The 13,028-nt window shown below is 64.6% G+C and carries 13 protein-coding genes; 3 read left to right on the top strand and 10 right to left on the bottom strand.

Annotation, left to right across the window (positions count from 1 at the left end; translation table 11 throughout):
* The first annotated feature begins 183 nt into the window (after positions 1-183).
* Complete coding sequence (locus JQ631_RS07320; protein WP_212325098.1) at positions 184-1,995, top strand: serine hydrolase; 1,812 nt, start codon at positions 184-186, stop codon at positions 1,993-1,995.
* Positions 1,996-2,222: 227 nt separating this feature from the next.
* On the opposite strand, the gene JQ631_RS07315 is transcribed toward JQ631_RS07320, so the two are convergent.
* Positions 2,223-2,948 carry a DnaJ domain-containing protein gene (locus JQ631_RS07315; protein ID WP_212325096.1) on the bottom strand — a complete coding sequence of 242 codons (726 nt, stop codon included), beginning with the start codon at positions 2,946-2,948 and terminating at the stop codon, positions 2,223-2,225.
* Between the two features lie 154 nt (positions 2,949-3,102).
* Between JQ631_RS07315 and tehA the strand changes: the two genes are divergently transcribed.
* Entirely contained in the window at positions 3,103-4,098 is a 996-nt protein-coding gene (tehA, locus tag JQ631_RS07310; protein ID WP_212325094.1) for a dicarboxylate transporter/tellurite-resistance protein TehA, read from the top strand.
* A 4-nt stretch (positions 4,099-4,102) separates the two neighbouring features.
* On the opposite strand, the gene JQ631_RS07305 is transcribed toward tehA, so the two are convergent.
* From JQ631_RS07305 to JQ631_RS07270, 8 genes are all read right to left on the bottom strand, one after another.
* Positions 4,103-4,858: a VWA domain-containing protein gene (locus tag JQ631_RS07305; RefSeq protein WP_212325092.1), complete on the bottom strand. Its 756-nt coding sequence runs from the start codon at positions 4,856-4,858 to the stop codon at positions 4,103-4,105.
* Between the two features lie 125 nt (positions 4,859-4,983).
* A complete protein-coding gene (locus JQ631_RS07300) occupies positions 4,984-5,844 on the bottom strand; it encodes an alpha/beta fold hydrolase (protein ID WP_212325090.1) in 861 nt (286 codons plus the stop codon).
* Positions 5,845-6,184: 340 nt separating this feature from the next.
* Positions 6,185-7,108, bottom strand: a complete 924-nt coding sequence (locus JQ631_RS07295) for a division plane positioning ATPase MipZ (RefSeq protein ID WP_212325088.1) — start codon at positions 7,106-7,108, stop codon at positions 6,185-6,187.
* Positions 7,109-7,367: 259 nt separating this feature from the next.
* Entirely contained in the window at positions 7,368-7,808 is a 441-nt protein-coding gene (locus JQ631_RS07290) for a DUF1489 family protein (RefSeq protein WP_212325085.1), read from the bottom strand.
* A 42-nt stretch (positions 7,809-7,850) separates the two neighbouring features.
* Positions 7,851-8,831, bottom strand: coding sequence for a hypothetical protein (locus JQ631_RS07285; RefSeq protein WP_212325083.1), 981 nt, complete (start codon positions 8,829-8,831; stop codon positions 7,851-7,853).
* A 148-nt stretch (positions 8,832-8,979) separates the two neighbouring features.
* Positions 8,980-9,171, bottom strand: a complete 192-nt coding sequence (locus JQ631_RS07280; RefSeq protein ID WP_212325081.1) for a hypothetical protein — start codon at positions 9,169-9,171, stop codon at positions 8,980-8,982.
* Between the two features lie 205 nt (positions 9,172-9,376).
* Positions 9,377-9,745 carry a YidB family protein gene (locus JQ631_RS07275; RefSeq protein ID WP_212325080.1) on the bottom strand — a complete coding sequence of 123 codons (369 nt, stop codon included), beginning with the start codon at positions 9,743-9,745 and terminating at the stop codon, positions 9,377-9,379.
* Positions 9,746-9,884: 139 nt separating this feature from the next.
* Positions 9,885-10,547 (bottom strand): glutathione S-transferase family protein, encoded by a 663-nt coding sequence (locus JQ631_RS07270; RefSeq protein ID WP_212325079.1) that lies wholly within the window; start codon positions 10,545-10,547, stop codon positions 9,885-9,887.
* Positions 10,548-10,672: 125 nt separating this feature from the next.
* On the opposite strand from JQ631_RS07270, the gene JQ631_RS07265 reads away from it, so the two are divergent.
* Positions 10,673-11,389, top strand: coding sequence for a DUF599 domain-containing protein (locus tag JQ631_RS07265; RefSeq protein WP_212325078.1), 717 nt, complete (start codon positions 10,673-10,675; stop codon positions 11,387-11,389).
* Between the two features lie 761 nt (positions 11,390-12,150).
* On the opposite strand, the gene JQ631_RS07260 is transcribed toward JQ631_RS07265, so the two are convergent.
* Positions 12,151-13,017, bottom strand: a complete 867-nt coding sequence (locus tag JQ631_RS07260) for a hypothetical protein (protein WP_212325077.1) — start codon at positions 13,015-13,017, stop codon at positions 12,151-12,153.
* Positions 13,018-13,028: the final 11 nt, after the last annotated feature.

Here is a 13,028-nt window from a genome sequence, read left to right as displayed (position 1 = left end):
CTTCCGCAAGCGGTCAAAAGCCGTTTGAGAACATCACCTTAGCCAGAACAGCGGTTCAGGCCCAACGTCCCCCGCGGCGAGCACCAGCGGAGGGACAGCCTGAGCAGGTAATGATCCCGGGTCCGCAGGGCACAATTTCGCCTCACGAGCCGGTGATCAAGTCACAAACGGGGACGGGGTTCCATGCTTCGTAACAACTGGTCTTCCTCGCGCTTGGCGCGGGTTGGCGTTTTCGGGCTTCTCACGGTCACCACAGCCGTCATCTTCACGACCGATGCTGCCGATGCGCGGCGCTCCCGGCGCCACTACGCGCACCATCGGGTCCAGCGCGAAGCGTCCGAGAGCTCCAGCCCGAAATTCGCGTCGATCATCGTCGACGCCAATTCCGGCGCGGTGCTCCAGTCAACAAGCCCTGACGGACTGCGTCACCCCGCTTCGCTGACCAAGATCATGACGCTCTATCTGCTGTTCGAGCGTCTCGAATCCGGCAAGATCAAGCTCGACACCGAGATGCCGGTGTCTCAGCACGCCGCCGACCAGGATCCGACCAAGCTCAATTTGCATGCCGGCCAGACCATCCGCGTCGAAGACGCGATCAAGGGTCTCGTCACCCGCTCCGCCAATGACGCCGCTGTCGTGATCGCGGAAGCGATCGGCGGCGACGAGGACGACTTCGCCGCGATGATGACGCGCAAGGCGCGCGCGCTCGGCATGTCCAGGACGATCTACCGCAATGCCAACGGCCTGCCGAACGACGAGCAGGTCACCACCGCGCGCGACCAGGCCACGCTCGGCCGCGCCATCCAGGAGCGCTTCCCGCGCTATTATCGCTACTTCTCGACCACCTCGTTCACGTGGCGCGGTGAGCAGATCCGCAACCACAATCACCTCCTCGGCAGCGTCGAGGGCGTGGACGGCATCAAGACCGGCTATACCCGCTCCTCCGGCTTCAATCTCGTGACTTCGATGCGCCGCGGCAACCGCCATCTGATCGGCGTGGTGATGGGCGGCCGCAGCGGCGGCTCGCGCGACGCCATCATGCGCAACCTGCTCGCGGAGAATCTCGAAAAGGGCGCGACCACCCATACCGTTGCTGCCGTGACCGAGCGCAACGGCGCTGACGCCGCCGCCGAGGTCGCCGACGCGTCGGATACCCCGGCCCGCCCCGTTCCGCAGGCTCAGGTCGCTCCTACCCCCGAGCCAGCCGCGTCGCGTCTCGCCTCGCGTCTGTCGGCCCTTGCAGCTGCGACCGCCGCAATGCCGCCGGCTCAGCCCAAGCCTGAAGTCAGGCCCATGGAGTCCAAGATCGAGCCCGCTCCGCTGACCAATGGCGTGATCGCGAGCCAGCCGCTCTCCCTCATTCCGGGCTCGTCCGAGCCGATGAAGCCGGTCCGGGTCAAGACGGTTCAGGTCAAGGCCGGCGCTGTGAAGGTTGCATCCGCCGCCCCGACACAGGTCGCCCCGCAGGTTACCAACACGATTTCGTCACGCAACGATGTCGCCGAGACCTCCGGCGCCGTTGTCGCCCGGGCCGACATCATCAACAAGCCGGAGCCCGCCAGGGCCGAGGTCGCCCGGACCGAAATGCCGCAACAGCCGGCGGGCTTCGGCACCGGCAACGGCATCCTCGGCGTGCTGCCGGCGGCCACCGCCGCTGCGCCCCCCGCCCCGGTCGCCAGGCTTGCCTCCGCCGATCCGGCCCCGCAGCCGATCCAGATGAGCGCCACCACCAAGCCCGCGGTCACCCATAGCGGCTGGATCGTCCAGGTCGGCGCACTCGAGAGCGAGAGTGAAGCCCAGCAGCGCATCGAAGCGGCCCGCAGCTCGGCCCGCGGCCTGCTCAGCAGGGCCGATCCGTTCACCGAGCCTGTCGTCGCCAGGGACAATCGCAAGCTCTACCGCGCCCGCTTCGCCGGGCTCGAGCGGGACCAGGCCGAGGCGGTGTGCCGGACGCTGAAGCGCGCCGACATTTCCTGCATGACCGTCCGCAACTGACCTCTCCTAGCCTTCCAAATCGAAATGCCCGCGCGGTTGCGCGGGCATTTTTGTTTTCGGGGATGCTGTGGCGCTGGAGGCTGTTCCACGACAACCTCTCGTCAAGGATTTACGGTTAAAACTTTACTCAAGGGATCGACCACGCCGACAACGGCGGGCATCGGGGCGACGTCAGACAGAGCAAGCGGAGCTCACGCGGTACGGGCGTTTGTAGCGTGGTGCCGGAGTTAGCCGTTATGCGTACGAAGCAGAGTATCCTTGGCCTCGTTTACCCGGGCAGCGAGATACGTCGAGCCCCCCTGGTCGGGATGCAGTTTCTTCATGAGGGATTTGTGCGCCCGGCTGATGTCGTCGCGCCCCGCCCCCGGCTGCAAGCCAAGGATCTGATAGGCCTCCTCCGTCGTCATTTTGCCGCTCGCCGCCGTGCGGCGCTGCCCCCCTGTCGCGTTGCCCTGCGCGTCCTGACGCCAGGCGGGAAACCGGCGGTCCAGATAGCTTTCAAGTAAGGCCACGCTCTCGGCGTCGAACGCCGGGACCATCGCCAGCAGGCTCGCTAGATCGAACTCGTCGAGGCTACGCCCCGCGTAAGGCCCGGCAACGATCTGCCCAGAGAGCTGGCCTGTCTCATGATCGAGCCGCATGTCCAGGAATTGCGAGCGCACGCGCGAGCTCTGGCCGGGAGAGCGTGCCGCGCCGCCGCCGAACATGCCTCCGATATTGCCGAACCCCGCGTTCGCCAACGGTGCCCAGCCCAGCAATCCGGCGCCGAACAAACCGAGCGGGATCGCGACTGCCAATTCGCCCTTCAAGCCCGTGAAGGCGGCCACCGCGAGCGCGACCACGCCGCCGCCCACCTTGATGGCACGCGCCAACACCGCCGGATTGGCGGCGCGGAACATCTGGAGCAACAGATAAAGTGTGATAACGGCGACGAGGCCAGCGATCAGGGTCATGGCGGGAATATAGTCGGCCTCTTGTCAAAAAGCATGGTGTCCTTCCCTCCGTCCACGATCGGAAGGTGACACGAGAGGTTCAACTCCGGCACTCTCGGCGGTAACGACGGACCTCACTATCGTAGGGAGTGCCGGTGAGGTTTTTGGGGGAACGATGAGCAACGGATTCAAGCCACCGATCGTACCGGCCGCTTTCTTCGGTATCGTCCTTGGCCTCGCAGGTCTCGGCAATGCCTGGCGTGCCGCGCACCAAGTCTGGCATTTTCCAGCGATCATCGGCGAAATCATTCTCGGTCTCGCCTGCGTCGTCTGGGCTGCGCTGATCGTACTCTTTGCGCTGCGCTGGATTTTCGCGCGTGCCGAGTCGCTCGCTGAAGCCCATCATCCCGTACAGTGCTGCTTCATTGGCCTCGCCGGCGTCGCTACAATGCTGATCGCGCTCGCCGTAGAGCCCTATTCGCACCGTGCCGGCATCAGCCTGTTCGGGGTCGGCTTGGCGTTCACGCTCGGTTTCGCGCTATGGCGAACGGGGCTGTTGTGGCGCGGCAACCGCGATCACACCGCAACAACACCAGTCCTCTATTTGCCGACCGTTGCAGGCGGCTTCGTTGCGGCCGGCGTCTCGGGGGCGCTCGGCTACCCCGATTGGGGGCAGCTCGCGTTCGGCGTTGCGCTGTTCTCCTGGCTCGCCATCGAGTCCGTGCTGCTGCACCGTCTCTATACGGTCGAGACCCTGCCCGTCGCGCTGCGGCCGACGCTCGGCATTCAGCTCGCACCGCCCGTGGTCGGCACGGTCGCCTATCTCGCAATCAATGGCGGCATCCCCGACATGTTCGCGCATATCCTCATCGGATACGGGTTGATGATGGCGCTTCTGCTGCTTCGTCTCTTGCCCTGGATCATGGAGCAGCCATTCTCGGTGTCCTATTGGGGCTTCACCTTCGGTGCCACCGCGCTCGCGATCGCTCCGATCCGCATGGTTGGCCACGGCGACACCGGCGCGATTGCGATGCTTGCGCCCTACCTGTTCGCGGCGGCCAATATCGTGGTCGGGCTAATCGCGCTCGGCACGCTGCGCCTGATAGTACAGCGACGCCTGCTGCCGCAGCCAGTTGCGGCTCCGTCTCCGGCGCAAGCCGCGCCGGCTTGACGCACTATTTCATCTGCCCAATGAGTTGCGCCGCGCCGCTCGCCGTCTTCGCCAATCTCAGCAGCGCCTCGCGGCCGCCAGCGGCATAGGCTGCGGCGGCTCGGAGCAGGTCACGCAGTTGCGCCGCCGCGCCCGGATCGAACCGGCACCAGGCACCGCCGGTCAGACGCGCGATCTCGCGAAACGCCTGTTCGGCGACCGCATCATGGCCTTCCTGAAACAGGAACACCGGCACCTTCAGCATCCCGAGTTCGCCAGCCTTGGCGCAGAGCGCATCGACCTTCTCTTCCATGGCGTCGCCGACGAAGACCACGGCACGCACGCCTGATGCAACCGCCTCGCGGCGCGCGTCGGTCAGCACCCGGCCGATCTGGGTGTCGCCGCCGCGGCAATCGATCTTGCTCATCAACGTCGCAAGCTTGCCGCTGTCCGAAATCCATCCCGTGGCGCGACATTCGTTGTAGCCGCGGTAGTAGACGAGCCGGATGTCGAGGCTGCCAAGGGACGCGGCTTCGCGAAACATGTCGGCCTGAAGTGCGCAGGCCATGTCCCATGTCGGCTGCCGGCTCATTGTCGCATCCAGCGCGAAGATCATGCGGCCCTTCGCACCGGGCGCATGCGGCGACAGCGCATGCGCCTTGGCGACGAAGGCGGCGACGTCCTCCGAAGTCGAGGTCGTTGCCCGTGGCAACGCGCCGTCACTGTCGGCTTTCGCCGAGACGGCATCGCTATCGCGCGGTTTGATGGAATCGCCGGGCATCTGGGCTCACATTTGGTGTCTGTCACCAATGTGGATAGCGCGGCCTGCCCGGTCAATGTGCAAAGCCTCCGCGGGCGGGAGCCAGCGGAGGCTTTAAGACTTGTTTCCGGTTACCGCGGAGCGGATCAGCTCTTGGCCGGCGACATCAGAGCGACCGGACCAGGCTCCAGGATTTTGGGCGGAGCCGAACGGGTATCGACCGGCGCGATCGCGCTGTCGGTATCGCTCAGGAATTTATCCAGCATGCCCTGGATCGAGTTCTTGGCGTCATCCGGACCGGTGTCACGCATGTCGTTGTGCTGGAAATCGGTCTTCACGACCTGAATTCCGGCCTTCTCGCATTCCTCGTCCGTCGGGATCACGCCCGGATCGGTCTTGAACTGCGGATCATGAGAACGGAACGACAGGATCTTGAACTTGCCTGCAGTGACGAAAGGCACGCGAAGATTGTCCAGCGTGACGACCTTCTTGACCTCGTCCGGATACTGCTTGGCGAAATACATGGTGATGTCGCCGCCCATGGAATGACCGACCATCGTCACCTTGGAGTAGTCGGCGTTGGGCTGAACCTTCTTCATCTCTTGCATCGCAAGATGAATGTTGGCGACACCGCGCAGGATCTGCGGGAGACGGCCGACATAGAGCTCGCCGGGCTTGGTCACCATCGGCGGATCGGTCGGCAGATCATGCTGCGGACTCACGACCAAATAGCCGCGCGCAGCGAAGATGTTGGCGAGGAAGCCGTACTCGGTGTTCTTGACGGTGTTGCCGTGATTGATCACCGCAACCGGAAGCGTGATCATGCCGGCGTCGGCCTGCATTTCCTTGTCACGGCGGACGGCGATGTCGACAGGCACGGGACGATTGTCGCGCGAAGCATCGTAGAAGGTGATGGTCTCGTGCCTGATGGCCCACTTGCTCGCCGTGAAATAGGCGACACCGCAGAGCGCACCGACCGAAACCAGAACGGCAATTCCACGCTTCATTTTCGTCCTCAGCCTCAGGTCTTGCGACCTGATCCCTGTTGAAAATCGTGTTGTTCGAGGAGCTCTTCGGCCCCTTCGCGCCTATTCCCTAATATATGTCACAGGGGCGTGACAGAAAGGCTAAATATTGTGAACCGGCAGCCCTTTCGTTGTGCGACGCACACGTTTGGTGGGCACCCTGTTCTGATACCGCTACGTCCGGGTGCAGATGACCATCTGACGCAACCCGTCACGAACGGGTTCAATTTTACGGTGAATGCCAGGTGAAAACGACTTCAGGTACGCCGGGTTCCCACCGGAGCCGGGATGTCATGATCGACCGGAAGTAGCCGCGTACCGCCTAAGCCCCGAGGATGTCGTGAACCTCGAGCGGCTTGTCGACCTGGCTGAACCATTCGGCGCGATTTGCCGCACGGCGCCGGCCGCGCTCATCGAGCGGCAGCTTGAGCTGGCGCAGCAGGCTCGTCACCTCTTCCCGCGCAGTGAGATGGCCCAGATTGGGCCGCATCCCCAGCGTGGTCTCGTCGATCTCGTCGAGCGCCGTCAGGCCGCGCGGGAAGAACTCGCGATAGACGACGCGCTCGGCGAAGCCGTCGACGTATCGGAAGCCGAGCCGCAGCGACAGATCCTTGAGCCCTTCGGCGACGAGCTGCTTGTTGCGCGAACCGAGCATCGACAGGCGGTTGCGCACCACGATCCAGTCGGTGGTCGAGCCGTCGAGTTGACGGCGCTTGCGCCTGACGTCGCGCACCATCTCGGCGTAGTGGCTTTCACCTGTTACCGCGTAATTGGCCGGATCGACGGTGCCGAGCACGTCGAAGTCGAGAAAGCTGTCGTTGATCGGCGTGACCAGCGTGTCGGCCATCGAATGGGCCAGCCGCATCAGGTAGCTGTCGGTGCCGGGCGTATCGATGACGATGAAGTCGAAGCTGCTCTCCACCGCCGAGACCGCCTCCATGAACTGAAGGAACTCGGAATTCTCGTTCTCTGCGACCTGCATGGTCTCGCCGAGCTTGATGCAGCGATGCGTCGGCAACTCGAGATCGAGCCTGGTGCGGCGCGCCCAGGCGGAGCGGTTGGTGATGTAGCGCGTGAAGCTTTGCTGGCGGCAGTCGAGGTCGATGGTGGCGACGCGCTGACCGGCCTTCAGGAGCGCAACTGCAATGTGCAAGGCGGTGGTCGATTTGCCGGAGCCGCCCTTTTCATTGCCGAGCACGACGACATGCGCCGAGCCGGATTGGCTTTGGCTGGCCTGCACAAGCATGGCGATCCTCAACACCCCTTAAGCAATATCTTCGAATTGGCCGCGTCTGCGGTCAAGTGAAATGCGTGTCAGGATGACGAAATCGCGGGTGGGCTGATGGTCATCATGAATCGCGTCGTGGTGTCGCGTCGGTGACTCAACAGACGATGATGCGACAACCTCGCAGCACAGGATGCTGTGCCCGATGTCGATGCACGGCGTCCACGACCGGCGCTTATTAAGGTTAGCCGGCTGCGCGGCTGATCGACGATATCGCGGTCTAGAGCAGCCCGAGATCGCGCAGCTCGCGCCGCATCGGCTCCGGCATCGCCGCGATGGAGCCGGCAGCGGACTTGCCGAGATCGATCGGCACGGAATCGTCGGTGAGATAGCGCCAGCCCTGGAACGGGCGCATCGGCCGCGGCGACACCGAGATCACCTTTGGCTGCATCACGATCCGGCAGCGACCGATACCGTCCTTGTCGCGGAACGGCTCGATGCCGATGATCTTTTCACGTGCGGCGACCTCACCCTTGATGACCCAGTAGAGCGATCCGCCCGCCAGGATCTCGGCGTCGCGCTTCGGCACCATGCGGGTGACGTGGATGTGGTGTTGCGGCAGGCCCTTTTTCTTGGCCGTCTGCATCCGTTCGGCGATCCACCCCTTCAATTCCTTGACGGAGTCGCAGCCGACGGCAAGCTTGATCAGATGGAGTGGCATGGCCCAGCATTAGCGGGCCATGCGCAGCTTTTCAAAGCCGAACTAGTTGTTATCCGCAGCCGCGGGAGCCGAGCCCGGCGGCGGCGTCAGCGGAACCGGCGGAGCGACCGGTGCGCGGGCAGCCTTCGGCGCGGGTGGCCTCTTTGCCGCCGGTGCTGTGGCCTGAGCCGAGGCCGGCGCGCGTGGCGCCGGTGCTGCCGCCGCGTTGGCGGACGGCGCCTGGCGCGTGGCTGCCGTCGGCGGCTCCGGAGTCATGATGCTCACCGGCGGGGTCGACGAGGCACTCGGGAACTCGGCATTGGTCGGCTTGCCCGTCGGCATCGATGGCGGCAACACGGCAATCGCGTTCGGCGGCAACCCTCCCGGCGCCGCTGCGGGCGTATTCCAGGTCGGCGCGTAGCGCGCGACCAGCTGATCATAGAGATGAGAATCCATGTTGGCAGCGACCTGCTGCTGATCCGTCAGCGAGCGGAACGCGGCGCAATCGAACTGGGTGCAGCCATCGCGCGCGACCAGCACCTGAGCCACGAGGCCGTAGCGATCGTGCTCCAGCGCCTTGCGCAGCACCTTCGTGTCGAGCGTCAGGCTCTGATCCGCAGTCGCGGCATCGCCGAGCGCGGTCAGCCGGTCGATCCGGGCCGCCGTATAGGCAACGGCGGCTGCAGCGGCATCGGGTGTACCGAACAGCGCCTTCTCGCACCCGATGGCCACGGCATCACCGGCGAGATCGTCGAGGCAGGCCAGCGCCGGCAGGGTCGCGGTCACCGTGGCTTGCGTGCGGGCTTCCGCAGTCGAGGTTTCGTGCCCCACCGGCCCATAGATGCGCATGGTGGCGGCCACCGCGATGCCGATCGAGAGCAGCGTGATGACGGTCAGGGCGCCGTTGGCGACCGATTTCTCGGCACGCACGAGCGTGATCAGCAGGATCAATCCGAAGAAGCCGGCAGCAGCCAGCGTCATCCACATCGGGAAGGCCGGTGAGCGCCAGATTTGGTCGAGCGACGAGGCCCAAGCCCAGTTCATGCGCGATGTCCCCTCACGCGAGCAAAGAGCTGATGGTCAAGCGAGCACCGCGAGTCGGCAACTGCCCCCGGCCCACCTTGCCGAGGCGAAGCGGGCCTTTTGACGGCGGGCGAAGCGAGTTCGTCCGCGTCGTCGATGTCACGCGCCGTCAGGACTGCGCGAGCTGGCTTTCCTTGGCAACCCGTTCAAAGGCTTCGGTCGAGCTCTTGATCCGATACTGACAGTCATCGCCTTCCGTCGGCAGCAGACGAATGATCTCGTACGCCCCACTCGCAGCCGGGCGCGCGACGTTGCTGGCAGTGAACAATACGCGCGTCCCCACGGGGAATTTATGCTTCAACGCCCATCTCCATCACTCAAACAGCGCCGGCCGTGCCCAGGGTCCCACTGCGACGGACCGGCTGAAAACCCGGTGTGACCTATAGCACGCGCTGCGGCGTTTTGGCCAGCAGTATACAGCCATGGCAGCCGCGCCAATCCCGCAACGTTTTCAGGGTGATAACTGGGGAACCAGGCGGCCTGCAATACCGCCGGAACCGGAGGCCTCAGGCGCCCTGCGGGAGGTGGCCCTCCGGACTCGCCTGGTCCACCGCCTTGGGCAGCTCCTGGGCCAGGATCTCGCCGAGCTGGTCGACCGGGATGTTGTAGCGCGCGGCAAGCTGGCGGACGGTGTCGCTGCCAAGCACCGCACGGAGCTGGTCGGCCGAGATCGGCAGATTGTGGCCGTTGCCAAGCCAGGACTTCACCTGGTCGCCGAAGCCCGCCTGCTGGAGCTTTGCGACGATCGCACCGAGGCCGCCCTGGTTGTTGTTGCCCATCACCTCGCCCAGCACGGCCGGCAGAACGGCGGCGCCGAGCTGACCGAGCGCGCTACGCAGTGCGGGATTGTTCTCCAGCGAGTCCAGAATTCCCATTGCCGTCCCCTCTCCTGAGCCGTCACTTCCCCTGATTGAGCGCCGCGAGCCAGCATGCCGTCAAGCGGCGCTCATTACATTTTCAAGTGAGCACGGTCCCATCGGAGAACCAGTGTCCATTTTGCCGGATCATGCTCGCTCACACGTTCTCGAACTTTTCGATGACAAGCGTTTCGGCGAGGCCGTCGCGGGTCCATTCGTCGAACGCCGGCATCGCCATCATCGTATCCATATAGGCGTTGGTCTCGGGCGTGACCTCGATGGCATAAGTGCGGAAGCGATGCACGACCGGCGCGTACATCGCGTCCGCCGCACCGAAGCGGCCGAACAGGAACGGTCCGCCGGCTCCGTAGCGGGTCCGGCATATGTGCCAGATCTCCTGCACGCGCGCGATGTTGGCCTTGGCGTCCGCCGACAGCGTCACGGGCCGCACCGGACGGTGCAGGTTCATGCCGCATTCATTGCGCAAGGCCATGAATCCGGAATGCATCTCGGCGCACACCGAACGGGCAAGGGCGCGGGCCGCGACGTCGTCGGGCCACAGCTTCTTCTCGGGAAAGCGCTCGGCGATGTACTCGATGATGGCAAGCGAATCCCACACCGTGATGTCGCCGTCGACCAGCACCGGCACCTTGCCGGCGCGGCTGAAGGACAGGATCTGCTCCTTGTCGGCGGGATTGTCGGTGTAGAGCGGAATCACGGTCTCAACGAACGGGATGTCGTTGGCGCGGAGCGCGAGCCAGGGCCGCATCGACCATGACGAGTAGTTCTTGTTGCCGATCGCGAGCTTGAGCGCTGCCATGTCACTGGTCCTTCCGTAAGTCCGTCTGTGCGGCTGCTTTTAACGCCATCGCCTGCCGCCAATCAATCGTTGCCGCACCCGACCACGCATGGCAATCGTGATGCCTCGCGAGGAGAGACAAAGACATGGGCAGGCATTGGGTCGACATCACTGCCGTCGGCTTCTTCATCATCGAATGGCTGGTCTATGCCGCCACGCTCGAGCACTCCGCCTATGGCCGCGACAGCCTGTCGGCGCGGATGAACCGCTACCGCGAAGTCTGGGTGCGCCGACTGCTCGATCGCGATGCGCGCATGGTCGATATGCAGATCATGGCCTCGCTCCAGAACGGCACCGCCTTCTTTGCCTCCACCAGCCTGTTCGCGCTCGGCGGCGCGCTGGCGCTGCTGCATGCGACCAACGACGCCATCGCCATTCTCGGCAAGCTGCCGATCGACCTCAGCCCTTCGCCCGCGCTGTGGGAGCTGAAATGCGTCGGCCTCGTGCTGATCTGCGTCTACGCCTTCTTCAAATTCGCCTGGGCCTATCGCCTGTTCAACTATGTCGCGATCCTGTTCGGCGGCATGCCGCCGTCCTCGATGCGCGACACGCCCGAAGCTGAGGCCCATGTCCTCCGCACCTCGCGCGTGTTCGAATCCGCCGGCCGTCACTTCAACCGCGGTCAGCGCGCCTTCTTCTTCGCGCTCGGCTATCTCGGCTGGTTCGTCAGCCCGTGGGTGCTGTTCGTGACCACCGCGGCCGTGGTGGTCGTGACCTGGCGGCGGCAATTCGCGTCGAGTGCCTGGTCCGCGATGGCGCCGGAGGTGATGGCGGGCGACGAGGGGTTGAAGCGCGGGCGTTGAGGTTGGCTCTTTCCGCATCGTCATCTTGCAGGATGGTTTCGCTTCGCTCTACCCATCCTGCGGTCACGGCCACGCTTTCGCGCTCTCGCGACGCAATTCGCCCGAGCTTTGCTTGATCTCTTCACCCTCTTTGTCCAAGAGGGCGCAGGGAAGGCCGGGTGCCGGCTGGCACCCGCGGTCCGCCGCGCGAGATGTAGCGCAGTGAAAGACCGCACAGCAGCATACAGGTGAAGCCCAACACACGGCCTTCCCTGCGCGATGGGTTGACGGCTTATGCCGTGCTCTCCCGGGAGCCGAATTCCTTCTGGCCTCCCTCGCCCCGCGAATTGACGATGTGGTTGATCCGGTTGGACGCTCCACACCTCCACGAAAGCTTGACCGTAGCGACGACGGCCGGGACCACACGGTTTTGCCGTACGCGCGTTCGTTGGCGCCACAGGGTCATCCCGCGCTGTCGACGTTACGGGAAACATGTTGGCGCGACGAACTTCACAGCGCCGTTCGTCCGCACGCGGTCTCGGACTCACAGGGACTACCCGCCCTGCCCGCACCCCTCGTGCCGACGCTGCCGCGTCCACCGCAAGCCCGGCTCGCAAATCGTGACGACGTACGATCGCCCCTCAAGGATGAGCCGGGATGAGCGATATCTACGCCATTTCCGAATTTCGGTAAAGTGGAATATTTTTACGGAGACAGATTGACAGCGTTCGCGGTGTTTTGCCCGTCGGGCAACACAGAGGATTGTGGCACCGTGGCCCCCTCTACGATCCGAAATCCTGGGGCGTGAAGGAAAGATCCATCACGCTCCATTCCGCGTATTTGTCCGCGGGCAGCATCTTGTAGGGCTGGCAGGCCTGGAGCGCGCTCATCGCTGATTTCACGATGGCAACGCCTTTCGCGGACGGTGGCGCCTCGATCAGGATCGGCGCGCGCGCCAGCGTGCCGTCGGTGGCCATCACCGCACGCAGCCGGATGCGCACGGCATCGCTCGCCGCGACCCCCGCGGGCAGTTTCGAGCAGCTCCTCAGGTGACGGCGAAGCTCGGCAATCACCTCGGGCGGCAGCTTGGCGGCGATGGAATCCTTGGCATCGCCGCCGTCATCCTTGGGCGCGTCTTTCGGCGGGGGCGGCATTTCGGGAGGCAGGCCCAGCATCACGCCGTATTTCATGGTGATATCAGGCTCCGGCACCCGGTAGGCCGGAGGCGTGGCCTGCGGCTGCGGCATCGCAGGCGGCTGTTGCGCTTGAGTTTGCTGGGGTTGCGGCTGCGCGTTGACCTCTTGCTGCTTCGCCGCCTGTGACGGCTGGGCCTGCTTCTGTTGCGGCGCCGGCTTCTCTTTGGCCGCAGACTTGGGTGATGGGTCCGGCTTGTCATTGTCGGCGACGTCGAGCTTCGGCAGCTTGAAGTCGGGGAGCGGCTCGGGCGGCTTCTCCTCCTGGGCTTTCTCCTCCGCCTTCGCCTCTTCCTGCTTCACCTGCTCCGGCGTGACGATATCGACCGCAACGGTCTCGGGCGGCGCGGCATGAAATGGATGGACCTCGCTGATCACGATGATCAGCGCCACCAGCGTCAGATGCGCGATCGCTGACGCCGCAATGTCCGTCCGTATGAGCTTCCGCGGTTCCATCGCCCGATCTT

Source organism: Bradyrhizobium manausense (assembly GCF_018131105.1).
Lineage (GTDB): Bacteria > Pseudomonadota > Alphaproteobacteria > Rhizobiales > Xanthobacteraceae > Bradyrhizobium > Bradyrhizobium manausense_B.
Note: the sequence above shows the minus strand (reverse complement) of the source record. Positions and strands in the feature narration are given on the sequence as shown.

Excerpts from the sequence above, each read along its gene's own strand:
- JQ631_RS07320 (WP_212325098.1), top strand. The coding sequence starts at position 184 with ATGCTTCGTAACAACTGGTCTTCCTCGCGCTTGGCGCGGGTTGGCGTT.
- JQ631_RS07315 (WP_212325096.1), bottom strand. The coding sequence starts at position 2,948 with ATGACCCTGATCGCTGGCCTCGTCGCCGTTATCACACTTTATCTGTTG.
- tehA (WP_212325094.1), top strand. The coding sequence starts at position 3,103 with ATGAGCAACGGATTCAAGCCACCGATCGTACCGGCCGCTTTCTTCGGT.
- JQ631_RS07305 (WP_212325092.1), bottom strand. The coding sequence starts at position 4,858 with ATGCCCGGCGATTCCATCAAACCGCGCGATAGCGATGCCGTCTCGGCG.
- JQ631_RS07300 (WP_212325090.1), bottom strand. The coding sequence starts at position 5,844 with ATGAAGCGTGGAATTGCCGTTCTGGTTTCGGTCGGTGCGCTCTGCGGT.
- JQ631_RS07295 (WP_212325088.1), bottom strand. The coding sequence starts at position 7,108 with ATGCTTGTGCAGGCCAGCCAAAGCCAATCCGGCTCGGCGCATGTCGTC.
- JQ631_RS07290 (WP_212325085.1), bottom strand. The coding sequence starts at position 7,808 with ATGCCACTCCATCTGATCAAGCTTGCCGTCGGCTGCGACTCCGTCAAG.
- JQ631_RS07285 (WP_212325083.1), bottom strand. The coding sequence starts at position 8,831 with ATGAACTGGGCTTGGGCCTCGTCGCTCGACCAAATCTGGCGCTCACCG.
- JQ631_RS07275 (WP_212325080.1), bottom strand. The coding sequence starts at position 9,745 with ATGGGAATTCTGGACTCGCTGGAGAACAATCCCGCACTGCGTAGCGCG.
- JQ631_RS07270 (WP_212325079.1), bottom strand. The coding sequence starts at position 10,547 with ATGGCAGCGCTCAAGCTCGCGATCGGCAACAAGAACTACTCGTCATGG.
- JQ631_RS07265 (WP_212325078.1), top strand. The coding sequence starts at position 10,673 with ATGGGCAGGCATTGGGTCGACATCACTGCCGTCGGCTTCTTCATCATC.
- JQ631_RS07260 (WP_212325077.1), bottom strand. The coding sequence starts at position 13,017 with ATGGAACCGCGGAAGCTCATACGGACGGACATTGCGGCGTCAGCGATC.